This window comes from Rhizobium viscosum (assembly GCF_014873945.1).
Taxonomy (GTDB): Bacteria; Pseudomonadota; Alphaproteobacteria; order Rhizobiales; family Rhizobiaceae; genus Rhizobium; species Rhizobium viscosum.
The window spans coordinates 3,292,271-3,316,963 of record NZ_JADBEC010000001.1 but is presented as its reverse complement, the minus strand read 5'-3'; the positions used below and the strand labels follow the sequence as shown (position 1 = coordinate 3,316,963).

Here is a 24,693-nt window from a genome sequence, read left to right as displayed (position 1 = left end):
TCGTTAGCAAGCTGCCTACCTGCAGAGGATTAGGCCACCAGCTTCCCATGCGACGCGAGGATCGGCGATCTTGCGGACGATCGGCGCTCCGATCTCTGCGACACCGGTGCCGCCCGTGTTGCAGAGGTGTCTCAGGACCAACAGGTTATCGAGGCGGATGTTGGTCATTGTCAGCCCCGGCGGAAGCCAGAGCTTCGAGCCGCAGAAAGCGACCGCCCCCGCCCGCCGACATAGTTCCCTGTCGTCCAACCGCCGCCGGTGACGGTATGGAAAGCGGCGATATGAGCAGCCCGCGTGTGCTATGCTAATACGGCGAGATCGCGGACATTGCAGCGTAAACCAGCAGGCAGAAAAAACGACAAACCTTGAAGACCCCAAATCAGCCATCGCCGCGACATACTATACGTCTGAATTAGCTCACAATATCGCCGATAATACAATTCGGATCACGGCAAGGAAGCCCATCAGTTACTGATTCCAATTGCATAGTGTACTCAGACAAGCGATAAAAACACTTGCAGTCACGTTAGAGTTGCAGCACTATGCGTGTATTATCATAACTGCGCTAGTATTGCGATAGTTAGCGCAAGCATACTGGGGGAGGATGTGATGCGAAATATCTTTGTTCAAGGATTCTGCTGCCTACTTCTATCCACGACAACTATGCCAACGGCGTTTGCTGCCGATAAGACAGCGCATAATTATTGCCAATTAGCGCCTGTGAGGTCTGACGCGCTCGACTTTCCCAGTAAGCATGCGTGGGACCTCTTTTTGATGCTCAACCACCCTGCGGTTGACCGGGAAATTGAACGCGGTCGAGCCGACTGTGCCCGCCCAATCGGAGACCCCGGTTCGACTACTGTTTGGGAAAGTTGGCGAAATGCCGGCAAGATAGGTGTTCAGGGTGAAGTGTTTTTGAAGGATGGAGTCGAGCCTCCTGACTGGAACGACACCACGATTCCTGATGAAAAACCTGGACAGGTTCCGAAGGAAGCAATCACGAGGGTACAAGCGTTTTCGGGGTCAGACCGGCAGCCTATCGATCCGCGCCAGATCTCATTCCATGACTGGGCGTTGATCGACAAAGCGAAACCTCAGTTTTCGCCAGGCGACGGTATTTTCGAAGGGGGCGGCGCGTTTGGAGAAACCCGCTTAAACCGTGAGACGTTTGAATTTATCAAGCGCAACTGTCTTTGGAGCAAGGATGGCCTCCGCCGTTATGCACAGGCATATCAGGATGGCAAGAAGCCCCTTATCGTGTTCCCGCCAGGTGCAATGGAGGTTAAGGCCGCATGGATCGACCTCGAACGAGAGAAAGTGCCCAAAGAAAAATGGAATACCTTCTATTCTGCTGATTACAAAGGCAAGAAGTATGGCCTTATGACATTGCACGTAATTACAAAGGACATCCCCAACTGGTTCTGGGCGAGTTTTCACCACAAAGATCAATTGAGCTTTGGTGACAAGCTGGAGCCTGGCATTGAAACTCCCGACGAATTCGGGCAGCCTTCGGCGCTGAAGGGAACCGTGTGGGAAAACTATGTATTGGGCGGGACGCAAATCGAGTTTGACAGTTCGACCGGTGCCCCCACAATGCTCTCCGACGCCCATGTGGAGAAAGGCTTTGTTCGGTCGTCGTGCATTACCTGTCACTCAACGGCAGTTATATCTCCTGACGACACGAAGTCGGTTGCAAGCCAAGCAGCGGCGATGTGCATATTGACGCCAACTGTCCCGGAATTCGATCTCGACCCGAAGGGATGTCGCGAAATAATCGGCGACAAATACTTCATGAAAGACGACAAGCTCGTTGCTGAGCGCGGTGCGCCGTTGCCCGAATGGTATATGAAGAACGATAAGCTTTTCTTCATTCAAACTGACTTCCTCTACTCACTCCCGCAAAGGGCACAAAAGGAGATGAACTCTCCTCCGAAACGCTGCGTCTGGTGAGCTGACGCATTGGCTTGATAAAGAATTTGGAGGATCAAAAATTGACAATTTCATATGCGCGGCTGCAAGAGTACCTCAGCCTGATCGGGCCCCGAGCTGGAAACGCGCCTCACGGCGAATTCTGGGATGTTGACCGCAACATCTTCATTGGAATGAATATTCCGGGCGTTGGATGTAACGGTGCCGCAATCCCAGCCGTAGACGCGGCGAATCCCGCCGCTTCAGGATTTTTGGAAATTTTGAAGGCCGGCCTTTGTGAAAATCCGCAGATGCCCAGATTTGCGAAGAAAGTCACTTCCGCCAGCTACAACGTTACGCTGTCTGACGGTTCGGTCGTGACTGGGGCGCAAATGCTGCAAGACATCGAGGATTGGTTGGTCGCCGGCTGTCCAGAGAAGTAACTACCATTATCGGGGGGGCGCGCAGCCCCGTGTATTTACAGCTAGAGCGCCGTGCATCCAATCGGACGCACAAAGGACGCTCCATCCCTTTGAATCTACGCATCAGGCTTTCCGAAAATCGATTCCGATTTTCGGGCCGATGCTGTAGGCCGTATAGCGGCCGCCATGTGGAAATCTCCCCGGCGTCAGGAAGCGAGCCATTCCTGTGATTTCCTTCACTAATTGAGGTTTCAGAGAGATTTTCACGCTGATATGGGAATTTTTTTGGCAGGAAAGGCACAAGCCCACGGGACCGGTTTCTCGTTCCGTCGTGAATAACTTCGAACGCCTTGTTTTGCAGGAATTGAAGGGTACTTGAAGGCGGCTCCAAGTTTCTCGAATGCATTTCGAGGTAACCATCCAATTCAAGCCTCCTTTTCGCTAACTCCGCCTTTTCTTTATTTGGACTGTCAGAGATGGTTCACGGGGCTTCCCTCTCCGCCCCAGTTAAGAGCTTGCTTTTAGGCACATTAGCGCGTGTTCCCGGATAATCCCACAGATTCCCACATTTTCCGGATACTGATGTCAGACAACACAGGTCCCCTCCGACCTGGTCAAAGCACTCGGAAAGACCGAAGTCGTGATTGCCCTCCACACTTCAAACCATAAGGCTGCTGCCGACGCGGCAAGGCGAGAGAGCCATCTTCTTGATGAGTTGTGGAAGAGCCACCGCGAGGCACTGAAGCGTGGCGAGACGATCGACCTAACCCGGAAGGTACCCGCCAGCCCACAATCCGGCGCGCGAAGGCGTCGATGACATCCGCGCAAATGCGCAGCATTTGTCGCGTGGCCACGTAGGCTTGCTCATATCGGCTCCACGTTCTCAGAAGTTGGAGCCTCCGGCAAACCCGACGCGGTTCACGTCCTGTGATCATCTTGCCCTTTTAAGGCTCTCACCTTCAGAGCCTGTCGATAGCGTCTCCATTCATTGCCGCCCCATCATATTCATGATAGCTTAAATGCACTTTCGCGCTTGTAAGCCAGTAATGGCAAGACGGGGGTGCGCGATGAATGTCTTTTGGATCAGCTTCGTCTGTTTCGGCCTTGGGATTTCCGCGGTGTCCGCGGGCCCATTGCACGATGCCGCGCGCGAAGGCAATGTCGATCGCGTCAAGCAGCTTGCCGACCAGGGCGCAAACCTCGCTGAACTGGATGACACCGGCGAACCGGCACTGCTGATCGCGGCCCTCTCCGGCAAGGCCGATGTCGTCACTCATCTTCTTGATCGCGGCTGCGATATCGAGATCCGCAACAAGGGCGGACTGACGGCCCTGCATGCGGCGGCCTATGGCGGCCATCTCGATATTGTTGAACTGCTGGTGGCCAAGGGTGCCTCCGTCAACGACCACGAGAACTTCTACAACATGACGCCGCTGCATGCGGCAGCCGAGGAAGGCCATGCCGATGTCATCGCTTTCCTGCTCGCGCAGAAGGCCGATATCGAGCCGAAGGAAAGAAACGGCTATACGCCGGTGACCCAGGCCGGATGGCGGTCGCACTGGGACGCCGTCACTCTTTTGTTGAAAGCAGGCGCCGCCTGTCAGGGAGCCGACCTCACGGGTCAGTGGCTCTATGACGAATGCACGAAGCGAAAATGAGCGTGCGCGCCTGAAAACGGGAGCATTGAAATGTCTCACTGGAATGGATTTGTGAAGGCCGCGGCTATAGGCGGCCTTGCCATCCTGCTGCTGGCAAACGAGGCCACAGCGGAAGACTTCGTCAACACCGGCTATTTCGGGGATGTGGCGATCAAGGGCTATGACCCGGTCGCCTATTTCACTGACGATAAAGCCGTGGAGGGATCGCCGCAATATTCCCATCACTGGCTGGGGGCGACCTGGTATTTCGCCAGCGCCGAGCACCGTGACATGTTCGTCAAGGATCCCGGCAAATATGCCCCGCAATATGGCGGCTACTGCGCCGATGGCGTGTCCTTTGGAACGGTGACCACCAATATCGATCCGAATGCCTGGCGGATCATCGAAGGCAAGCTCTATATCAGCTATGATCCGGGTGCTGCCGAGGGGCTGGTGAAGAACCCCACCAAGGTGGTCGACTCCAAAAAGCACTGGTCGGAAGTGCAGAACATCCTGATCTCGGAGAAGGCGCAGAAAGACTGGCAGCATCCCTCTGCCCAGTAGCTGACCAATTGGCGGTCAGCCCTCGATCGAGAAGAATTTCAGCGCCTGCGGCGTGACATGCACATATGTCGCGCCGGGCTCCTCGGGAGCGCGATTGCGATAGACGTTGCCGCAGACCATCCTGTCGAGGAAATAGCCCGGGAATTTCTCGCAGAGCCAGTCTTCTTTAATCTCGACGGTGCCGGTAATATTCGTGTTGGCGCTGCGATAGGCGGTATTGCCTGCCTTGTCGAAGAACTGGACAAATTGCGTGCCGTTGCGGTGCTTGCCGGTCCAGGTCTTGTCGCTGATGAGATCGCGCAACTGTTCGCCGGTGACCTGATCGGCCTTCTCGCCCTGAAACCCAAAAGGCCATTCGGGAATTCCAGCTTTCTGCAGCCTGCTCAAATGCAGGTCCAGATCATCCTTGCGCCAGTAGTCGTAGAGATAGCTGTAATAGGTCAGATTGCTTTCGGGAAAGAGCGCCAGCAGCTTCGTCTTCTCCTGCAGGCTGCGTTTCTTGTCGCCGTCCTCGATATAGGCTGCGGTCAGAAATTCGCGCGCCGCCTCCGCATTGGGAAGCGCGTCACGGGCCGCCTCCATGAGCGAGATCGACCGGTCGTCATCACCGATGATGTAGAAGACGATACCCGCCAGCAATTGGAAGCCGGGCGATGGCGAAGGATCGAAGCGCAGCGCCTTTTCCATTTCCGTGGTCGCCTGGTCATGATTGCCGATATGAGCGAGCACGAGGGCGAGATTGCCATTGGCTTCAGCATCGCTCGGCTGCGCCTGCACGGCACGGTTCGCCGATATCAGCGCCTCCGTCTGGCGCCCGTCGACCAGTTGCAGGAGGGCAAGGACCGTATGCGCCCGCGCATTGTTCGAATCGATCTTCAATGCCTGCCCTGCCGCGTCATAGGCGATCTTGCGGGCAACGGCGGCCGACCAGAGGATATTGTAGTCGTTGCGCCAGACATCGACGGCGATGCGCGCGATCCCGGCATGCGCATCGGCAAAGTTAGGATCGAGGTCGATCGCCTTCTGGTAATAGGACAGCGCTTCGCGGTAGGTCCCGACGTCTCCATAGGTGAGACCCGCCTGCTCGGCGCGCATGTAATAATCGTAGGCCTCGAGATTCTCCGTGGGGATCTGCGCCAGTTGCGTGCGCTCGCCCTCGCTGAGCCTGATGGCAAGCGCTGCGATGATCTTGCTGATGACATCATCCTGAACCGCGAAAAGGTCGGCATATTCGCGGTCGTAGCGCTCGGCCCAGAGGGAAAGGCCGCTCAGCGCATCGATCAGTTTGACATTGATGCGCAATCGTGAGCCTGCGCGCTGCAGCGTGCCTTCAAGGACATAATGGACGCCGAGCTCAGCCGCCACATCCTGTATCTTGCCGCCGTCATCGCGCACCGCAAAGACGGAGTGGCGCGCGATGACAAAGAGGCCGGAGACTTTCGACAGTTCCGTAATCAGATCATCGGTCAAGCCTTCTGCAAGATGATCGTGCTCCACGTCGCCGCTGACATTGATGAATGGCAACACGGCGACGGACGGCTTGTCCGGCAAAGGATAGGCAAAGCGCTGGGTCAACGACGGGGTTTCGAATAGCGCCCATGGCTGCCACCACAGCGCCGCTCCGGCCAGAATGAGCAGGATGGCAGCAGCAGCCATTGCCGCGATGCGTCGGCGGCTGAGATACTTTCGCAGATTGCTGAACTTCTTTGCTGCCGCCGGATCGAACACGACGCGGTAGACGCGCACGGGTTCAGCGATGCTCTTGACCCTTTGCTCGCCCAGTGAAACGAAACCGACATCGAGCTTCGATTTCACCTGGTCATAGGCTGGCCCGGAGACCGCGATCCCGCCGGGCTCGGCGAGCACCTGCATACGGTCGGCGAGATTGACGCCATCGCCGTGGATATCTGCCCCCTCGACGATGATGTCACCCAGATTGATGCCGATGCGGAAATCCAGGCGAAAATCGGCCGGTATCTCCGCATTGTGTTTCGCCTTCAGCTTCTGCACGTCCACCGCGCAGCGCATGGCCTCGACTACACTGTGAAATTCGACCAGCAGCCCGTCGCCCATGGTTTTGACCAGCCGCCCGCTATGCTCGGCTATCAGGGGCTCGACGATCTCCCTGAGGTCTGCCTGGAAGCGCAGACGCGTCCCCTCCTCGTCGACCTGGCTCAAACGGCCATAGCCCACGACATCGGCAATCAGGATGGCTGCAAGGCGGCGCTCCATGTCAGTCTCTTCCCCCGAAAGGACGACAGCAGCATCTTACAGCACCGCTATGGCCGATACCATCGACGACGAAAGGAAGGTCGTCAGCCCGTCACGGGGCGTGAGACTGCGCCATTGTCATCTCACTGTCATATTCTGCATAGGTGGCATGCCAAAATGCCCATTGTTGCAGCATCGCGCACAAATTATATGCTCGCCGGCTAACAAAAATAAAAAAAGTGAGCTTGATATGCCCTTGATTTTCAAACGCCGTAAAAACGGCCTCATGCGACGGATCGTCGACGGTCTTGGTTCTGCCCAGCAGCGCTATCGTGATGCGCGCGAGGCAAGGAAGACCGCGATCCATCCTTCGTTTCTTGACGATTTCGGTATCTGACAAGACGAGCGCTCAAGCTTGAGAGCGCTCGGCATCCCTTTCGGGCGGGCTTCCACGCCCTCTCAGGCAGCCTTCCGATCCCGGGATATCATCCCGGCATCTTGCCTGACCTCCCTCTTCTTCAACATGATCCCGCAGGCAAACGCGACGGCGGAAAACACGAAAAAGAACGATTCGCCGATTGCCAGCCGATTGTTGGAGTTGGACAGGATCGTTCCGAGGAAGAACAGCGTCACCATGCTATAGGCCAGCAGCGCGCTGAGGCTGATCAGCCTGGCTCTCCATGCGGCAAACACCCGGCTGTACATGCCTGTTGCCAATATGGCGAAAACGATAATGCCGAACAGCCCGTGACGAACAAGCATCTCGAAGTAGCCGTTATGGAGCAGCGTATAGGGTACGCTGGCATAGGTGGTGGACTGCCAGAGCGTGAGCCAGTGGTTGCCGGCACCGAAGAAAGGCGCCTGGGCAATCACTTCCGAAGCATTCGCCCAGAGCTGCAGCCGTTCATTCATCGACTCCGGCGTATCCTTTGACGCGATCGCATCAGCGACAGCATTCCATGCGCCATGCGCAGAGATTTCGGTCTCGATCCGTGCGGTGGCCTCGTAGGTCGGGCCGGCAAACCGCCAGATATCATCGCCGCCGACAAAAAGCGCCGCTGCGATGAGAGCGACGACGACAGCCCCTACCAACGCGGCCCGGCGTCTATCTGCATAAAGCAGCAGCGAGGCGAGCATTAGAGGCCCGACGAGGACGAGGCTCAGCCAGACGCCTTTCGCCTTGGAGCCGTAAATGTTGAAAAGGCAGAGAGCGATGATGAGCGTCGCGACGGCGATAATCCAGCTGCCGGAACGGCGTGCAAGCTGGCCGGTCTCCCAAGCGTGCAACAGCCAGTAGAAAGCCCCGATCATCAGGAAGCCGCAGCCGATCGCGCCATGGATCAGGTTGTTATGGAAGAGCGGCGAAATACGGTCGTCGCCTGCAAGAATGAGCCGATAGTCGGTGGAGATCAGCAGGGCGGCAAGTGCGATCGGGAAATAGATCGCAAAGACCGTTTCGATCTGTTTCCGGCTGGAATAAAGCGCGATGCCCACAGCCGGAAAAAACAGCGGAAAGGCGTAGAGCCAGTCGGACGCGCCCTTTTCGCCGTCGACGATCAGGCCGAAGAGGAAGCGCAGCAGAGCGTAGGCGCCCCAGGCAATGCAGGCATTGGCCAGCCAATCTCGCTTCAACAGGCCAAGATTCGGCTTGAACCAGACAAAGATCGTCCCGATCAGCAGCAGCGCCGCATAGCGATAGCTATCGCTTTCCAGAATGGGAGCCGAAATCAGCAGCAGCCACAGGATGATGAGGACAGGCTTGAGGCGGGAGGGCGTGGCAATCGGCTCTTCGCTCGCTACCATAGAGAATATTGCACCCTTCTAGCATAATCGGCGGCGCGAAGCAGATGCGTGACGGAGCGGCGTATTCCCTTGAATTTCTGCCGTCTGTAGTCAAGCTTCGTCGCAATCGCCGTTTCGTGGCTGTTCGGCCCTAGCTCTATCAGATTGTTCTTGACCGTAAAGGTATTAACCTCGGTCGACCACCCGCGCTCTAATGCCACATCGAAGGGATAGACCATGACGGTCATGGTCCGCAGAAGCTTCTTTGCGCCGGATCGGGTGACCAGATAGCAGGCGGCCGAACCCTGCGGCCCGTGGATGCAGCGGCCGATCGCATCACCGAATTTCGTCGTCGCCTTCTGCACGAAGCCCTTGGACCGATGGTTGAGCAACTTGACCAGTTCCGCTTTCGGAACCGCAGCAAGCACAGCCTCTGCACGTTCTATCAGATCGGCCTGCAGTTCCACGTCATCTTCCATGATGATCGCCGCATCATTGCTGCTGTCGAGAAACTCGGTGAGTGCCTTGACGTGGCTGCGATAGCAGCCGTGCTCGCCTGACAGATAGTTCCTGCCATTGCGAAGAAAAAATTGCCGCTTGTTGATGTCAGCCTTGTCGTGCGGCTGGATCTGCGAGCCATCCACCCCGGATATCCTGACGACGTCGAGCGCCAGCGAATTGGCCCTCCGCGAAAGCCCTTCCCATCGGGCGATGGAGCGGTTCAGGTTGATGACATAGGCACCGATTTTCATAAAAGCGAAACTTCAGCATGAGACAGAAATGCGGTTCTTTATAAGTCGAGGCTTAACCGCGGGCAACAGCCACACGCTCAGATTACCTACCATGCGTTGATTGCCCCCTACACTCTTTAGTCGAAAGCAATCATCGTGATAAAGCAATTCTCATATCGATTCCTGCCGCAATAGCTTCACAATCCGCAGACACAAAGCTCGCAGGGACGCAAACAGCCGAGGAACAAACATGGCGCCGAACTACACCAAGACTGCCCTTCTGACAGCCTTTCTGAGCCTGCCGCTTGCGGCATCCGCTCCGCTTCTGGCGCAGGAGAATCGGCCGCGCGAAGCGGTCATCACCGTATCAGGAGAGGGCGAATCGGCATTGGCTCCCGATATGGCCGTCGTCAATCTCGCAGTGGTCAAACAGGCAAAGACCGCCCGCGAAGCGCTCGATGAAAACAACAAGGCGATGAGCGAAGTGCTGGCTGCACTGAAGAAGAGCGGCATTGCCGACCGCGACCTGCAGACCTCGGGCTTTTCGATCCAGCCGCAGTACAATTACCCGCAGCCGGTCGACAACCAGCCGCAGCCGCCGCAGCTGATCGGCTACCAGACCAGCAATTCGGTCACCGTTCGCGTCCGCGACCTCTCCAAACTCGGCGAGATCATTGATCAGTCCGTCACGCTCGGCATCAATCAGGGCGGCGATATCCAATTCACCAACGACAAGCCGGAAGCAGCCCTCGAGGCAGCCCGCAAGAACGCTGTCGCCAATGCGATCAAGAAAGCCAAAACGCTGAGCGAAGCCGCCGGCGTGAAGGTTGGCCGCGTCGTCGAGATCAGCGAGAATGTCGTGCGCCCGATGCCGCAGCCGGTCTACCGCGCCGCGATGATGAAGGAAGCCTCCGATGTCGCCGCCGTTCCGGTCCAGGGTGGCGAGAACAGCTACAATGTCACCGTCAGCATGACTTTCGCAATCGAGCAGTAAACTTTCGCAGGGCGCTTCCGCGCCCTGTCCCAAAGGGAAAAGCCGCTCAAAAGAAAACCGCCTTTGCTGTCTGCAAGGGCGGTTTTTTATGCGATGGACGATCGTACGCCTGGTATCAGCGGCGCATGAGTGGGCAACCGCGAACGTTGCCGAAAGTCATCTGGTCGGGGCCGCGGCGGCTCCAGCCCTGCACGATGACACGGCGCGGCGTGATATCGACGACGCGCGTGCGGCGCAGGCCGTAATCCTCGGCGATGTTTTCCGCCATGCGCGGATCGCAGCCGCCACGCGGTGGGCGCCCGTAGCCCGGCGGACGGCCGTAACCCGGCGGTGGTGGCGGCGGACGGCGCCAGTCCGGCGGGGGCGGACCACGGTCCGGTTCGCCGATAATGATATTCACCTGTGCTGCAGCCGGCGCAATGGTGCCGGCCAGCGCAGCAGCGGAAAGAAGGGCGGCAAGCCCCGCCTTCGCCAGAAACTGCATCATGAAAAGATCCTCGTGGTTGGTAGCCGCGGGCAACTGCCGGAGCTGTTCCGGAATCACTTACACACAGTTCCGAGAGAACACGGGCGAAAGCGTTGCGGTCAAGGCAAAACGGCCGGAGCTCGAGTTTTCCGGGCTCCGGCCGAACGAATTAACGGTACATGAGCGGGCAGCCGCGCACATTGGCGAAGGCCATTCGGTCCCAGCCACGGCGGTCGCGGCCGGTGACGACGACACGGCGCGGCGTGATCTTGGAAATGCGCACGTCTCGCAGGCCGGAATAGCGAGCCTTGCGAATGGCCTGCATCGGCGAGCAGCCACGAACCGGCGGGCGGTGATAATACTGCGCCTTGACGACGAAATCCGTCTGGGGCGCGGCGAAAGCGGCGGAGCCGGCAAACGGAATGGAACTCAAAGCGAGCAGTGCGGCAAGCCAAGCCTTGGCAAGGAAATGCGACATTGGGTTTGTCTCCTCGTGGTGTTTCCTCAATCTCCCTTTTGGGATTGCCGCAAGACTAAACGCACGAAGCTGAATGCCGTTCGAACCGCCCATTCAGTTGGCATTCACAAGGCGTAATGATCTCACGGACTCAAATGCAACACGACGTCGCGCCGGTGCGGACGGTCACGGTGCTCGAAGAGATAGATGCCTTGCCAGGTGCCAAGTACCAGTCGACCGCGACTGACGGGAACGCCGATCGAAACCTGGGTCAGTGCAGCCTTGATGTGAGCAGGCATATCATCCGGTCCCTCTGTCGTATGAACGACCCACTGCATTGATGGGTCGGATGATGGCGGCACGAGGCGGCGGAAAAAGCTGTTGAGGTCCGTCTTCACATCGGGATCGGCATTTTCCTGGATGAGCAGCGAACAGGAGGTATGGCGCACGAAAACCGTCAACAACCCCTCCTCCATGCCGGACTGTCGCACGAAGGCTTGGGCCTGATCGGTGAATTCGTAGAGGCCCTGGCCACGGGTGGAAAGCGTAAACATCGTCTGGGGCAAGGCGGTCTCCGTCGCAGATTATCTCCCGCGAGGTGGCGTGCCTTGCCCTTGAAGTCAATGGCACGGATCCGATGCTAGAGCCGCAGCAACTCCTCGAAGCCGCCGTAGATCATGCGCTTGCCGTCGAAAGGCATCTGCCACTTGTCGCTGGAAAGGCGCGGATCGGCCATCACCTTGGCATTGATCTCGTCGCGCTGCTGCCTGGATTTGTAGAGGATCCAGGAAAACACCACGACCTCGTCATCCTTGGCCATCACGGCGCGTGGAAACGAGGTCAGTTCGCCATAAGGCACGTCGTTGCCGAGGCATTCGACATATTCGAGCGCACCATATTCCTTCCAGATCGAACCGGCATAGGCGGAGAATTCCTTGTAGGCATCGACATTCTCGCGGGGAACGGCGACGATGAAGCCATCAACATAGGACATTGCATTTCTCCTCTCGTGTTAACGTCCAAAGGACGTTCGACGCCGGCCACATCCGACATTGCCGCCTCAATTAACGCCCGCGGCCGATGCGGCAAGGAGATAAGGGCTAGCCCTGAAGTGTCTTCACCTTCAGAAGGTCGGGGAAGAATCGCGTCCACAGGAACACGACGACGATCGTACCGACCCCGCCGGCAATGCCGGCCACGACCGGGCCGACCACGCCGGCAACCATGCCGGACTCGAATTCGCCAAGCTGGTTCGAGGTGCCGATGAAGAGCGAGTTCACGGCGTTGACGCGGCCGCGCATCTCGTCGGGCGTCAGAAGCTGCACGAGAGAGCTCCGCACGACGACGCTGACCGTATCGGAGGCACCGACGACGAGCAGCGCGATGACGGAAAGCGCGATGTTTGTCGAGAGCGAGAAGACGATGGTGGCGACACCGAAGACCGCGACCGCCACCATCATCTTCCGGCCGACATCCGATGTCAGCGGCCGGCGCGCCAGCACGATGGACATGGCAAGTGCACCGATTGCGGGCGCCGCGCGCAGCAGGCCAAGGCCCCACGGGCCGGCATGCAGAATATCGCGGGCAAACATCGGCAGCAGCGCCGTCGCTCCGCCAAGCAGCACCGCGAAGAGATCGAGCGAAATCGTGCCGAGCATCACCGGCCGGCTGCGGATGAAGGAAACGCCGGCGAAGATGGAGGTAAGTGTCACCGGCTCGCGTTTCGAAGGAAGCCATTCCATGCGGATCGAAATCACGTTGAAGCTCGCCACGGCAAATAGCACGGCTGCAACAGCGAAAGGCGCAACGGGGCTGACGCCATAGAGAAGACCGCCGAGCGACGGGCCGATGATCAGCGCCGTCTGCATCAGCGAGGTCGAAGTGGCAACGGCTCTCTGGAGCATCGAGGTCGGCACGATATTGGGCAGGAGAGCCGCCATGGTCGGCCGTTCGAACGCAACGACGGCGCCCATGATCGTGACCGCGACCAGAATTCCAACCGGCGAAAGCCATTGCTGCCAGGTCGCGACCGCCAGCACCAGCGCAGTGACTGCCTCGATCAGTTGGCAGGCGAGCCCGATCCGGCGGCGGTCGAACCGGTCAGCGACGTGACCGACGACAAAGGTCAGCACGGCCATCGGCAGGAACTGGCAGAAACCAACGAGAGCGAGCGCGAAGGCGCTATGCGTCTGATCGTAGATCATCCACCCCATGGCGATGCCGACAGCCTGGAAGGAAAGCGAGGAGAAGACGCGGGAGGCGGCGAAGTTCAGATAGCCGGGATGGCGCAGAACGCTATCCCGCTCTTTCACTGGTATGTCCATTGTTCAGTCACCGGCGTGCGGCCCAGCCACAGGCACATATAGGAATCTTATAAGAACGAAACGGTGTTCTGCTTGAAAATGATTTCTGTCAACCGGAATAAGCTCCGGCGCGCAATTGCCGCATCAACGTGGGGGCGGACAGCAGCCGACCATCTGGCACGCGGCAGCATGGAGCTGGTCACGCATGTCGAGTAGCCACATGGTCTCTTCCATGACATCGAGGATTGCCGTTCGCAAATCCGGACCGACAAGAGCAAGCAGTTCGTTCTGCGAACTGCCTATGGTCGCTGTGCCACTGAGAAGCTTCCGCATCTGCTCGACAGTGGGAGCGGTGGAAATCTCGACCCTATCCAGAATGTCCGGAGACGGAATACCCATCCAGGCAAGTGCGGAAGCAACGAGCAATCTGGAAAGCGCCCGGCACAGCGGACAGGACAATTCCTCTGATGTGTTGACGATCTTCCGCTTGAAGCAGGCGATCGTCGCCCGGACCTTGCTGTTGACGGCAGCGAACATGCCGACAGCAATCCTGCGGGCAGCTTCGACAGGTCTCAATATGTAGACCCTTTGCCGGCTCCGGAGGGATGTGGCGGCACTATTTTCCTCATTGAAACCCTGGACGAGGAAATCACCCCTCCCGGCCAGTATTTCGAGAAGGATCAGAACGTATCCGTCACTGCGAGAAACATCGAATTCAAGATTGAAAGAACCATCACCGATGCTCTCTACGATGCGGATATCCAATACTTCGGAACGAAGCTCTACCTGATCCAGTTTCATGAGGCCCCCGGCAGCACCCTCGCGCGCGGCAAAGATACTGCAACCTCAGGGGGATTCATATTAACCCAATACGCTTACGGCTCCAGCCTCTTTTGACCAATGCGTAGATCAAAGGTGGAGATCAAGTTATCCCTTAGAACTGCCCTGCTTCCGGCGATGGCAGCTCTTCAATGGAATCGACCCTATCAGGATAAAAGGCCAAATAGCCCTTGATATTGGCAACGGCGGGATTGGGCGTCTCATAGGTCCAGATCGCATTTTTCGAACGCTCGCCCCCATCAGGAATGCTGTAGTAGGAGGCATCCCCCTTATAGGGGCAATGGCTCTCGTGGTCGGTGCGCTCCAGCAGCGACATATTTACATCCTTGCGTGGAATATACTGCACCGGCGGGTAGGAAGCCTCGCGAAGCGTCAGCGCATCATGCGTATCGGCAACCACGCGGCCGCCGAGCTTGACGACGACACGGGAGGGATTGTGTTCGACGGTGATCGGATGGTCCGGCCCGGGAATCTTGATCGGCTTGCCTGACATGGATGTCATCTCCGGATTGAGTTCGCTCCGAAAGAGATAGGGTACGCAGGCGAGCAACCCAAGGGGGCGGCGTATTTCATGAGCCCGCAGATGCGGCGCTTAGGAAAGAGCCGCGGAGGCGTCCACCTCCGCGGCTCGTGATCTGCTATCCGCTTACCAGCGGTCGAGGCCGAGCAGCTTGCGGCCGAGCGGCGTCAGCTCGGCAGTCTTGGCATTGTGCTTTTCCCATTCGCGCGGATCGCCGGGGAAGGCATCACGTTTCGGATGGTCGAGCTCCCGCCATAGGCGGATGCGTTCTTCGCGCTCTCCGGCATTGTCGTATTCAGCCGGATGCATGGAGATATATTGCGCCATGCGCACGCGATTGTCCGCATGGTTCGGGCGAACGCCATGGGCGAGCAGCGAATTGAAGATCATCAGGTCGCCCGGCTCCATGTCGATATTGACCACGGAAAGCCCGGTCATATCAGGATGCATCGGATCACGGTCCTCGGGCTGCGTCTTCACCCATTCCTCGAAATGTTCGAAAAGATAGGGCACGCACTGGAAGCCCCCGACATCGCCGTCCTGCTTCTTGAGGCTCAGCACGCCCTGCACGCCGATCGGCAGCGGCCGGATGGATGTATCGACGTCCCAGTGGATGAAGCCGTTCGGATTTCCTTTGACCTTCTTCGGCGGGTTCAGATTGGCGCGGTCGATCGTCACCCACAGGTCTTCGCGGTCCCAGATATCGACGAAGACGTCGTAGACGCGCTTCTCCATACGGTTATCCCAGAGCGCCTGATGATTATAGATCTCCAGCATGCCGGTATTGTTGAGCTCTTTCATCTTGTGCTCACGGCGCTGCGGCGCATACCAGGTGGAAGCGTCGTTCGGATCCTTCTCGTCAAAACGCCAGAGCACCTCCGCAAGCCGCTCGACATTGGCTGCAGGAACGGCCTGGCGAACGATGACATAGCCCTTCGTCGTCCAGTGCTGCCAGTCCGCTTCCGAAAGCACGCGCAGCGGCAGCCTCTTCTTGATGTCCTTGAGCTGCGTGGTGACCGACGAGGCCGTCGGATGAGCGTCGCGTTTCACTGCCAGTTCCATGAGATCCTCCCATCATTGATGCATTCCTGTGTTTCCAGGCGATGAAGAGAGTGTAGCCTTCCATTCTGGGTTATGTTGTGCCGTCTTGGCTGATTATGATACTATTCTGGCGTCAACAGTCAGAAAGGCGCCCGATGAGGCCTTATCTCGAAATCCTGCCGCGTCACGCCGATGCTTCCTGGAGCATGCTGAACCGGCGGCTGGATGACGCGATCCCCTTCCAGTGGCACCACCACCCCGAATTCGAACTGACGCTGACGCTGAATTCCATCGGCCAGCGTTTCATCGGCGACCACACGGGGGAATATGAGGATGGCGATCTCGTGCTCGTCGGTCCCAACCTGCCGCACACCTGGGTATCGCGAGCGAAATACGACGAGGCAAACCCGCATATCGCCCTTGTGCTCTGGTTCCATCCGGACTGGATACAGAAGATGACATCAGGTGCGGTGGAGCTTCGCCCGGTCGAGTCCATGCTTGCCCGCGCCGATCGCGGCCTGCACTTCTCGAAGGAAGCGGCCACAGCCGTCCGCGACGACATCGAAGCCATCTTCGCAAAGCCGCCCGCCGAACGGCTGCTCTCACTCTTCGACATCCTCGGCTCCATCGCCGGCGACCGGCAAGCATCCCCACTCGCCAGCACACCCGGCCAGAGCCGGGAATTGCAGGAGAGCCGTGAGCGCATCGACCGGGTGCTCACCCACCTGCATCTGCACTATGCCCGCACGATCGCACTGGAAGAACTCGCCGATATAGCCGCGCTCAGCGTCTCCGGCCTGCACCGGCTCTTCCGTCGCCATACCGGCACCACCGTCTCGGACTATCTGATCCGCATGCGCATCGGTGATGCCTGCGCCCGCCTTTCGGCCACGGTCCAGCCGGTCGGCCATATCGCCGATGCCGTCGGCTATGGTTCGCTTGCCAATTTCAACAGGCAGTTCAGGACGCAGACCGGAATGACGCCGCGGGAATACCGCAACGTCTTCCGCCCCGCTTAAACCTTGGCCGTTCGCCGCAGGCTGGCGAGGCCGAGGCCTAGGACCGCCGCCAGAACGCAGGCAATTCCGAAAATCTGATTGGAACCGATCGCCTCTCCAAGGACCAGGAAGGCGAAAATGACGGCTGTTGCCGGCGCAACAGCCGTAAAGAGAGAGGCCTCCGCACCACTGACGCGCTCCGCTCCCGCATACCAGAGAATGAAGCCGCCGACGGTCGGCACCAGCGCGTAATAGGCGACCGCAAGCAGAGCAGGTTGCGAAGCGATGCCGATATCATGATGCTCAAACAAGGCGGGCACACCCGCAACGACGAAGCCGATTGCCGTCATCAGCGCCGACTGCGTCAATGGTGGAATCGACGTGCCGAGCCGCTTGTTGAGCAGGATGAACAGCCCCTCGCAGATGACCGCGCCAAAAATCATGATGTCACCTACAAGCGACCCTCGACCGGCAGCCGGCGAAAAGGCAATGGAAAAGACGCCGGCTGCCGCCAGTCCGATTGCCAGAAGCAGGAAACGTTGCGGCCTCTCGCCAAGCACGAGGATGGAGATTGCCGCGGAGACGACCGGCAGCGTGCCGATGATGACACCGGCATTGGCCGCTGACGTCAGTGACAGGCCCGAAATCAACAGCGTCGTGTAACCCACGCTCCCGGCCCCCGCCTGTGTAACAAGGATCAGCCAGTCCCTCCCGGAGAGCCGGGGCAGCCGCGAACCTGTCCAGCGCATCAGGAGGAGGAAAAATGGAAAGGCCATCGCAAAACGCAAGGCCGTCGCCGTAAAAGGCGGCAATCCGGAAGCAATGACCTTGCTGGCGACGACGGTACTGCCGACCGTCGTCATGGCTAGTGTGAGATAGATATAACCTTGGAATTCCCTGCTCATCTGCCGCTCCTTTCGAGACGGAGCAAGCAAACAGGCTGGGAGGCCAGGGGTCTTGAACGAAATTGCAAGGGAACAGGAGAGCAATCAGGAATGGCCGCGCGCATAGGTGCCGGGCGTCAGGCCATAGCGGGAAACGAAGGCGCGGGTCATATGGCTCTGGTCGGCAAAGCCGCTTTCGGCTGCAGCCTCCGCCAGCGCCGCACCATCGGCGATCAGCCGCCGGGCAAGATGCACGCGGGCCTGAACGTGATAGGCGTGCGGCGTGAAACCCGTCGCCCGCGCAAAGGCGCGCAACACCTGAAATCGGCTGAGGCCGCTCTCCCGTGCCAGATCGGAAAGCGAGATCTCGGCGGCCGGATCATCATCGATCATGTTGCGGGCACGAACAATGGAATGCGGTGCCATGGCCGGCTCCTCCCGCATCGCCCTTTCACGCAGGGCATCAGCAATGATCGACAGGAGCAGCTCCTCGCAGCGCATCCGTTCCCCGTCGCCGGTCACAGCGAAAAACAGTGCGCGAAATCGATCGGCGAGCAGGCTGTCGTGAATGACAGGGCGCGGAATTTCCGAGCGATTGGCCCCGCCTCCTGTAACCTCGCGCGCAAGCCCCTCCATCACGGCAGGATCGAAATAGAGAATGCTCCATGAGCGCGCCTCACCGATCGGCGCCCCGTCATGGACTTCGTTCGGATTGACGGTGATAAGATCGCCGGCCTCCGCCTCGACCATGCCGCGCCCGCTCAGCGATTTTTGAGCCCCAGAAAAGATAAGACCGATGCCGAACTGCTCATGCGTATGGCGTGCGAAACGATGGCCCGATCTCGCCACCACCGCTTCCACGCCGGGCACGGACGAGCGCAGCATCCTGAACTGGCTGGTGGCCATGGCAAACTCCTTCGCGACCGACTGTGCCAGCCGGCGACGAGCCGGACAAGCGCTGAGGCAAATCCGGCAAAAGCGCGCAGCGGTTTTGTATCCGGAACTACGTCAAAACAAAGAGTTCTAAAAGAACTCATCCAGGAGCTGATAATAGTCCATCTTCACGGGATCGATGATCGACAGGCCATAGGCATTGAGAAACAGCCGCACGAATTCGCCGCCGAAATTATGGGCGATGCTGCGGCAGGCGAGCGCGATATCCTGATAGCGGTCGGCTACACCAAGGCGGCAGCAATCGATATAACCGGCAAACCGCCCCTCCGCGACCATGAAGTTCGGCAGGCAGGCGTCACCATGCGCAACGACGAGATTTTCAATTGCCGGTCGCAGCCGCTGCAATTCGCCGAAGAGGAAGAAGGCGCTTTTGCCGAGCCTCTCCTCGTCGAAATCCGTCTCGTCGACGACGCCGGCCCGCATGCGCGCTGCAGCGGCCACGAGGCGCTTCTCCAGCCGATGATCAAACGGACAGGCGCTGATATCGACATTGTGGAGGGTGCTGAACGCAGAGGCGAAAATCTCGATGCGCTCTTCGGGCAGAAGCGTCGCGGCAGTGACGAGATCCACACCCGGCAGCGCCGTCATCAGAAGAAAACTGCGCTCTCCATCGCTCTCATGGGCGATGACTTCAGGACAATCGAGGCCCTGGCTGCGAAGCCAGACAAGCCTCTCGGCCTCATCGGCGAGCTCGCAAAACGGCCCCGCCTCCTCGACCTTCAGGTAAAGCCCCGGACGCCCTTCGCCTTCCAATCGGAAAACGCAAGCCGAGGAACGGCCGAGCGCATCCCGCCGCCACTCATAACCGCCGAGATGGTTCCGGAGCGAAACCGGAAGCCTGCCATCCTCCTGAAGCCGAACGACCATGATGATCCTGTGATGGGAAGAAGCTCTGCCTGAGCCGGTGTGGGCACCTTAATGGAAGGTTTCGGCCGGTGCACTTTCCAGAAGAATTTCGAAAGCTTCTTCCAAGGCCGCGACCAGAATATCGGTCAGCTCGTCTGCCTTATTTTCCAGAAACATCAGGCTGACAGCTTCTTCCTGACGCTCGAAGAAGTGCTCGATCTCGTTCGACATATCATGTGTCCCTTCGTTACCGTACCATAACGGCTATGGAAGGACGATAGGGATGGTTCCTTGCGCGTGGCTTGTTCCAGGCCGAGACGCGATCAACGATGACGACTAGTCACGAATATCGTATTTCCCATACTGGCTGCGAGGGATCAGCCCGCCTACCTCGTGGGCGAACGAAACGACCTTCGTCGCATCGGTATCCACCTCACAGCGGAAACGAACATGATACCAGCCTTTGGCTGTGCCAAAGGCTGCATCGTCGATATCGAGCAAGTTTCCTGCACGCAACCCGTATTGGGGCAATGCGTAGGGCCGATAACTCGGAGAACCGTAAGTAAGCTGCGCTCGAAGCTCATTGGCGCAAAGAACGGCCACTCTCTTGTTTCGTGGAAGACCATCAACTGCAGCCTGCGCAATAGAGTTGCCGTCCTCCGTGGACGAAAACAGCGTCTTGGCATTCGTTAGGTCATTGTTCTTTGCCACCTCTTTGGGCTTCTCAGGAGCTTTCTGCTCTGGCGGTTTGGCCTGTTCGATACTCGTTACTGCTTTATCAGACATATCCGCTGGAGATCCGTTCGGCTCCGGAGAAGCGTTAGCCACTGTCACCTCGGGAAGCTTTACATCATCCGGAACAGGCTTCGATGGAGGCGTCTCGGTCTTAGGTTTTACCGCAACTGCCTCTGAAGGCATTTGCTCCGGCGCAACAACGTGCGACGGAGGCACTGTTGCCGGCTTTGCTTCACCTTCGGACGAATTGCCCGTCAACGATTTTTTGGGGCCGCTGTTCTTGTCGCCAAACTCCATAACGTTCAGCATGGGCGGCATAGGTGGCGGCTTCGCTTGCTTCGCCATTTCTGCAGCCGGTGGAGGTGATTGCGGCGGCGGCGGTGGGGGTGGCTCTGCCTTCGCCTGCTCCTTGGGCTTCTCTTCCTCTTTCGGCTTTTCCTCCGGCTTCTTCTCCTCCGGCGGCGGGACGAGCTCGACCTTCACGCTCTCATCCTCGGCGGGTTGCGCCTGGATCTTCGGGAGGCCGAATATGAGGAGCGCGACGATGGGTACATGCACCAGCACGGACGCAACAACACCCCAGCGAGTGCGAGGCTCCTGGTGTTCCGTCTCGTGATCGGTATCTGCCGGTTCGACTTCTTCTTCTGTCACAGCAGCGATGTGGCCTTTAAAACCGGCAGCATCAAGCCACAAATGGAAAAAACCTTGTGATGATGCCCCCATCGCGGCCACCGCTCCAGGTTCACTGATCGTCCTCACCATCCTCGGCGACAAGATTGTGTTCCTGCCATAGATCCTTCGGAATGGCATCGCCGATCGCATAGGCAAAGGCGGTGACGGCTTTTCCTGCGGGATCGACCTCGCAATGGAAGCGGATGCTGAACCAGTTGCGCTTGCTGCGAAAAGCCCCGCCCTCGACTTCGACACTGCTGCCGCTGACCCTTTCCGGCTTCATGGCATACGGAGCGACGAGATCAGCCTTCGAGCCCGGCCGCGATCGGTTGATCTGCTCCAGCGCTTCGAGATTGCAGAGCTGCAGGTTGCGCTCTCCGCCCGACAATGTGGCGAGCATCTTAAGCGCCTGTCGGCTGCGCGGGCTGGCAAGCGTCTTTGCCGAAAACAGTTCGTTTGCCTGCGTCAGCTGCGGCGGTCCCGGTATCACCGGTTTCGGCACGACAGGCAGTGACGGAAGGGGCTCCCTCGATGCAGTCTGCGACTGTGCCGATGCCTCCTCCGCCGCAGCATTGGCGTTATCGTCACGTCTGTCTTGCAACGGCTGAACAGCAGGCGGTGGCGATGGTACGGCAGTCGGCGGCGGCGTGACAACTTCCACGTCGACACTATCTTCCGGCGGCGCATGAACCGGCTGCACATCGGGCAGAAAAGCCAGCAGGATCACGATGATGGCAAGATGCAGGAAGAGCGACGCCGGCAATGCCGGATCGAACTTTCCTCTCTGCAACAGGCCGGCATGTTCCATCGGCAAGGCAAATCCATGCTCTGGGTTCAAGGCGCAGCGACACTGCCAGCACGGCGGAGCAACCGCAACGCCGCATCTGGCTCGTCACCAGTTATCAGCCATTCTGCCCTATGAGAGCGAACCGATGATGTCGCGATAGTTCACTTCCGAAAATGCCTTCAGGGTTTTCGTGCGCACATTGCCGGCCATGGCGAGCGTCAGCGTAAAGCGCGCCATCACGCGATCATCAGGCGCCTCACAGATGGCCGCCATGTCGTATTCGCCCATGGTGAGATAGAATTTGTCGAAGGAACCGCCCATGCTGCCGAGCATGTTCCTTGCTGCATCCAGCCGCTTGGCGGAGTCCTTCACGCTCCGGATACCCTGATCGGTCCAGTTTATCAGCAGAATGTACGTGGTCATGCTGCACCTCCCGGCGGAGGCTACGGTCACGCGGCGTATGATACCGCTCGCACGCCGCGACCGCTCTCTTCCCCGCGGCCGAAATTATAAGCCTGTCACTCCATGGGGACAAGCAATGCGGAAACCATCAATCGGGCTAGACATGTCCCAATGGGCTAATCCGCTCCGCCCTTGCACACAAAGAAAAACCCGGCCAGCAAAGCTGACCGGGTTCTGATTTCGATCGTCGTCGAAGCTTTAGCTGTCGAGGAACGAGCGCAGCTTTCTGGAGCGGCTCGGATGCTTGAGCTTGCGCAGCGCCTTCGCCTCGATCTGGCGGATACGTTCGCGGGTAACCGAGAACTGCTGGCCGACTTCTTCGAGCGTGTGGTCCGTGTTCATGCCGATACCGAAGCGCATGCGAAGCACGCGCTCTTCGCGCGGCGTCAGCGATGCCAGAACGCGGGTCGTCGTCTCGCGCAGGTTCGCCTGGATGGCGGCGTCGATCGGCAGCAGCGCGTTCTTGTCTTCGATGAAATCGCCGAGATGCGAATCTTCTTCGTCGCCCACCGGGGTTTCGAGCGAGATCGGCTCCTTGGCGATCTTCAGGACCTTGCGGACCTTTTCGAGTGGCATGGCGAGCTTTTCGGCCAGTTCTTCCGGCGTCGGCTCGCGGCCGATTTCATGCAGCATCTGGCGCGAGGTACGAACGATCTTGTTGATCGTTTCGATCATGTGCACCGGAATACGGATCGTGCGGGCCTGGTCGGCGATCGAGCGGGTGATCGCCTGACGAATCCACCACGTCGCATAGGTCGAGAACTTGTAACCGCGGCGGTATTCGAACTTGTCGACCGCCTTCATCAGGCCGATATTGCCTTCCTGAATGAGGTCGAGGAACTGCAGACCGCGGTTCGTGTACTTCTTGGCGATGGAGATGACCAGGCGAAGGTTCGCTTCGACCATTTCCTTCTTGGCGATACGCGCTTCGCGTTCGCCCTTCTGCACCATGTGCACGATGCGGCGGAATTCCGAGATCGAGATACCGGTTTCCGTTGCGAGATTCTGGATCTCCTGGCGGATGTCGCGGATCGTCGTGTTTTCGCTCTTGGCGAATTCCTTCCAGCCGCGGGCGGCCAGATTGCCGATCGACTTCATCCAGTTCGGATCGAGCTCGGCGCCCTGGTACTGTTCCAGGAAGCTGTCACGCTTGACGCCATAGGATTCGGCCAGACGCAGCAGGCGGCCTTCGTTCTGCACGAGGCGCTTGTTGATGTCATAGAGCTGCTCGACCAGCGCATCGATACGGTTCTGGTTGAGCGACAGCGACTTCACGGCCTTGATCAGTTCGTCCTTGAGCTCCTTGTAGCGGCGCTCCTGGGCGGAAGACAGCGTGCCGGTGGCGGCAAGGCGCTGCTCGACCTGCTGGTCCTGCAGCTTGCGCAGCTTCTTATAGGTCTCGGCGATGATGTCGAGCGTTTCCATGACCTGCGGGCGAAGCTCGGCTTCCATCGCGGCGAGAGAGAGGTTGGATTCGTCCTCGTCCTCTTCTTCCTCTTCCGGAGGCATGCCTTCGCCGCCGACATCGGTAATGTCGTCGTCACCGGAGCGCGCACGGCGGGTCTTTTCCTTCTCCTCGGCAGCCTTGCGGTCGGCCTCGATCTTCTCGGGGCTCTGGAACTGCGGGGCAGCCTTGGCTTCCGGACCGGAATAGGTGGTTTCGAGATCGATGATCTCGCGCAGGAGCGTGGTGCCTTCATTCAGTTCGTCGCGCCAGATAATCAGCGCCTGGAACGTCAGCGGGCTCTCACAGAGGCCTGCGATCATCGTCTCGCGGCCGGCCTCGATGCGCTTTGCGATAGCGATTTCGCCTTCGCGCGACAGAAGCTCGACGGAACCCATTTCGCGCAGATACATGCGCACCGGGTCGTCGGTACGGTCGGTCGGCTCTTTCTTCTTGGCGGTCGCAAGTGCGGTGCCGCCGGAAGGCGCGAGTTCACCACCTTCGCTCTCGTCGTCGCCCGAGCTGTCGTCGTCGTCGCCGCCGGAAGCGCCGGCTTCCTCGGCTTCTTCATCTTCGATGACGTTGATGCCCATGTCTGACAACATCGCCATCGTGTCTTCGATCTGTTCGGACGTCACTTCTTCGGAAGGCAGGACGGCGTTGAGCTCGTCCATCGTCACATAGCCGCGCTTCTTGGCGGCCTTGATCATCTTCTTGACCGCGTCATCGGAAAGATCGAGAAGAGGGCCGTCGCTTGCGCCGTCGCGTTCGACTTCCGCTTCTTCGTTCTCTTTGACCTTCGTTGCCATTTATATCGTCGCCTTCCTGACGCTATTCATACTCGCTGCGGTGAATGGCCGCCTCGTGGCTCTGGCGTGCGCGCCGGCCTCGAATCACCTATACCCACCTAACGGGATGACATTTAAAGCCTGATTAACCACGATCGCCGGCATCGGACAGCAAAACTCAATTGCCATTGGATTTCCGGCCATGGTTGTGCGATCCGCCTTGACCCAGTTCACCGCTCAAGTCGAA

At 58.7% G+C, this 24,693-nt stretch carries 28 protein-coding genes and 1 pseudogene; 8 read left to right on the top strand and 21 right to left on the bottom strand.

What is annotated here, in order from left to right; all coding sequences use genetic code 11:
• Positions 1–15: 15 nt before the first annotated feature.
• Positions 16–168 (bottom strand): hypothetical protein, encoded by a 153-nt coding sequence (locus H4W29_RS34350; protein WP_246517198.1) that lies wholly within the window; start codon positions 166–168, stop codon positions 16–18.
• 441 nt (positions 169–609) lie between these two features.
• Here H4W29_RS34350 and H4W29_RS16250 point away from each other — a divergent pair, with 441 nt between their 5' ends.
• From H4W29_RS16250 to H4W29_RS16235, 5 genes and pseudogenes are all read left to right on the top strand, one after another.
• A complete protein-coding gene (locus H4W29_RS16250; protein ID WP_192729818.1) occupies positions 610–1,950 on the top strand; it encodes a hypothetical protein in 1,341 nt (446 codons plus the stop codon).
• Between the two features lie 41 nt (positions 1,951–1,991).
• Positions 1,992–2,351, top strand: a complete 360-nt coding sequence (locus H4W29_RS16245; protein WP_192729817.1) for a hypothetical protein — start codon at positions 1,992–1,994, stop codon at positions 2,349–2,351.
• Positions 2,352–2,937: 586 nt separating this feature from the next.
• Positions 2,938–3,147 (top strand): annotated as a pseudogene (locus tag H4W29_RS34775) (DUF6538 domain-containing protein); the annotation flags it as partial.
• A 250-nt stretch (positions 3,148–3,397) separates the two neighbouring features.
• Positions 3,398–3,988, top strand: a complete 591-nt coding sequence (locus H4W29_RS16240; protein ID WP_192729816.1) for an ankyrin repeat domain-containing protein — start codon at positions 3,398–3,400, stop codon at positions 3,986–3,988.
• Between the two features lie 30 nt (positions 3,989–4,018).
• A complete protein-coding gene (locus tag H4W29_RS16235; protein ID WP_210332183.1) occupies positions 4,019–4,531 on the top strand; it encodes a YHS domain-containing (seleno)protein in 513 nt (170 codons plus the stop codon).
• Positions 4,532–4,546: 15 nt separating this feature from the next.
• Here H4W29_RS16235 and H4W29_RS16230 read toward each other — a convergent pair whose 3' ends face one another.
• The 4 genes from H4W29_RS16230 to H4W29_RS16215 form a co-directional block, all read right to left on the bottom strand.
• Positions 4,547–6,763: an adenylate/guanylate cyclase domain-containing protein gene (locus H4W29_RS16230; protein ID WP_192729815.1), complete on the bottom strand. Its 2,217-nt coding sequence runs from the start codon at positions 6,761–6,763 to the stop codon at positions 4,547–4,549.
• 91 nt (positions 6,764–6,854) lie between these two features.
• Positions 6,855–7,109, bottom strand: a complete 255-nt coding sequence (locus tag H4W29_RS16225) for a hypothetical protein (protein ID WP_192729814.1) — start codon at positions 7,107–7,109, stop codon at positions 6,855–6,857.
• 92 nt (positions 7,110–7,201) lie between these two features.
• Positions 7,202–8,545 carry an O-antigen ligase family protein gene (locus H4W29_RS16220; protein ID WP_192729813.1) on the bottom strand — a complete coding sequence of 448 codons (1,344 nt, stop codon included), beginning with the start codon at positions 8,543–8,545 and terminating at the stop codon, positions 7,202–7,204.
• Positions 8,539–9,276 (bottom strand): glycosyltransferase family 25 protein, encoded by a 738-nt coding sequence (locus tag H4W29_RS16215; RefSeq protein WP_192729812.1) that lies wholly within the window; start codon positions 9,274–9,276, stop codon positions 8,539–8,541. The genes H4W29_RS16220 and H4W29_RS16215 overlap by 7 nt, the downstream gene beginning before the upstream one ends.
• 229 nt (positions 9,277–9,505) lie before the next feature.
• Between H4W29_RS16215 and H4W29_RS16210 the strand changes: the two genes are divergently transcribed.
• Positions 9,506–10,249, top strand: a complete 744-nt coding sequence (locus H4W29_RS16210) for an SIMPL domain-containing protein (RefSeq protein ID WP_192729811.1) — start codon at positions 9,506–9,508, stop codon at positions 10,247–10,249.
• Between the two features lie 115 nt (positions 10,250–10,364).
• Here H4W29_RS16210 and H4W29_RS16205 read toward each other — a convergent pair whose 3' ends face one another.
• The 6 genes from H4W29_RS16205 to H4W29_RS16180 all read right to left on the bottom strand — a co-directional run bounded on the left by H4W29_RS16205 (position 10,365) and on the right by H4W29_RS16180 (position 14,051).
• The gene (locus H4W29_RS16205; RefSeq protein WP_192729810.1) at positions 10,365–10,736 is read right to left on the bottom strand and encodes a hypothetical protein; all 372 of its coding nucleotides are present in this window, start codon (positions 10,734–10,736) and stop codon (positions 10,365–10,367) included.
• 148 nt (positions 10,737–10,884) lie between these two features.
• Positions 10,885–11,193: a hypothetical protein gene (locus H4W29_RS16200; protein WP_192729809.1), complete on the bottom strand. Its 309-nt coding sequence runs from the start codon at positions 11,191–11,193 to the stop codon at positions 10,885–10,887.
• Positions 11,194–11,315: 122 nt separating this feature from the next.
• Positions 11,316–11,738, bottom strand: a complete 423-nt coding sequence (locus H4W29_RS16195) for a secondary thiamine-phosphate synthase enzyme YjbQ (protein ID WP_192729808.1) — start codon at positions 11,736–11,738, stop codon at positions 11,316–11,318.
• A 74-nt stretch (positions 11,739–11,812) separates the two neighbouring features.
• On the bottom strand, positions 11,813–12,166 hold the full coding sequence (locus tag H4W29_RS16190; protein ID WP_192729807.1) for a DUF1428 domain-containing protein: 354 nt from the start codon (positions 12,164–12,166) through the stop codon (positions 11,813–11,815).
• A 106-nt stretch (positions 12,167–12,272) separates the two neighbouring features.
• Positions 12,273–13,496 (bottom strand): MFS transporter, encoded by a 1,224-nt coding sequence (locus H4W29_RS16185; protein ID WP_192729806.1) that lies wholly within the window; start codon positions 13,494–13,496, stop codon positions 12,273–12,275.
• Between the two features lie 123 nt (positions 13,497–13,619).
• A complete protein-coding gene (locus H4W29_RS16180; RefSeq protein ID WP_246517195.1) occupies positions 13,620–14,051 on the bottom strand; it encodes a hypothetical protein in 432 nt (143 codons plus the stop codon).
• A gap of 12 nt (positions 14,052–14,063) precedes the next feature.
• Between H4W29_RS16180 and H4W29_RS34345 the strand changes: the two genes are divergently transcribed.
• A complete protein-coding gene (locus H4W29_RS34345) occupies positions 14,064–14,372 on the top strand; it encodes a hypothetical protein (protein WP_246517193.1) in 309 nt (102 codons plus the stop codon).
• Between the two features lie 37 nt (positions 14,373–14,409).
• On the opposite strand, the gene H4W29_RS16175 is transcribed toward H4W29_RS34345, so the two are convergent.
• On the bottom strand, positions 14,410–14,808 hold the full coding sequence (locus tag H4W29_RS16175; protein ID WP_192729804.1) for a DUF427 domain-containing protein: 399 nt from the start codon (positions 14,806–14,808) through the stop codon (positions 14,410–14,412).
• A 153-nt stretch (positions 14,809–14,961) separates the two neighbouring features.
• The gene (locus H4W29_RS16170; RefSeq protein WP_192729803.1) at positions 14,962–15,897 is read right to left on the bottom strand and encodes a phytanoyl-CoA dioxygenase family protein; all 936 of its coding nucleotides are present in this window, start codon (positions 15,895–15,897) and stop codon (positions 14,962–14,964) included.
• Between the two features lie 134 nt (positions 15,898–16,031).
• Between H4W29_RS16170 and H4W29_RS16165 the strand changes: the two genes are divergently transcribed.
• Complete coding sequence (locus tag H4W29_RS16165; protein WP_192729802.1) at positions 16,032–16,895, top strand: helix-turn-helix domain-containing protein; 864 nt, start codon at positions 16,032–16,034, stop codon at positions 16,893–16,895.
• Here H4W29_RS16165 and H4W29_RS16160 read toward each other — a convergent pair.
• The 8 genes from H4W29_RS16160 to rpoD all read right to left on the bottom strand — a co-directional run bounded on the left by H4W29_RS16160 (position 16,892) and on the right by rpoD (position 24,467).
• Complete coding sequence (locus tag H4W29_RS16160; protein WP_192729801.1) at positions 16,892–17,779, bottom strand: DMT family transporter; 888 nt, start codon at positions 17,777–17,779, stop codon at positions 16,892–16,894. The two genes, H4W29_RS16165 and H4W29_RS16160, sit on opposite strands and share 4 nt — an antisense overlap.
• Before the next feature lie 84 nt (positions 17,780–17,863).
• Positions 17,864–18,664 (bottom strand): AraC family transcriptional regulator, encoded by an 801-nt coding sequence (locus tag H4W29_RS16155; RefSeq protein ID WP_192729800.1) that lies wholly within the window; start codon positions 18,662–18,664, stop codon positions 17,864–17,866.
• 117 nt (positions 18,665–18,781) lie between these two features.
• A complete protein-coding gene (locus H4W29_RS16150) occupies positions 18,782–19,579 on the bottom strand; it encodes an APH(3') family aminoglycoside O-phosphotransferase (protein WP_192729799.1) in 798 nt (265 codons plus the stop codon).
• A 48-nt stretch (positions 19,580–19,627) separates the two neighbouring features.
• Entirely contained in the window at positions 19,628–19,789 is a 162-nt protein-coding gene (locus tag H4W29_RS16145) for a hypothetical protein (RefSeq protein WP_183740999.1), read from the bottom strand.
• Between the two features lie 105 nt (positions 19,790–19,894).
• Positions 19,895–20,986 carry a DUF930 domain-containing protein gene (locus tag H4W29_RS16140; RefSeq protein WP_192730756.1) on the bottom strand — a complete coding sequence of 364 codons (1,092 nt, stop codon included), beginning with the start codon at positions 20,984–20,986 and terminating at the stop codon, positions 19,895–19,897.
• 49 nt (positions 20,987–21,035) lie between these two features.
• Complete coding sequence (locus H4W29_RS16135) at positions 21,036–21,773, bottom strand: DUF930 domain-containing protein (RefSeq protein WP_246517337.1); 738 nt, start codon at positions 21,771–21,773, stop codon at positions 21,036–21,038.
• 108 nt (positions 21,774–21,881) lie between these two features.
• A complete protein-coding gene (locus H4W29_RS16130; RefSeq protein WP_113185697.1) occupies positions 21,882–22,175 on the bottom strand; it encodes a GYD domain-containing protein in 294 nt (97 codons plus the stop codon).
• Positions 22,176–22,412: 237 nt separating this feature from the next.
• On the bottom strand, positions 22,413–24,467 hold the full coding sequence (gene rpoD / locus H4W29_RS16125) for an RNA polymerase sigma factor RpoD (RefSeq protein ID WP_192729797.1): 2,055 nt from the start codon (positions 24,465–24,467) through the stop codon (positions 22,413–22,415).
• Positions 24,468–24,693 lie beyond the last annotated feature (226 nt).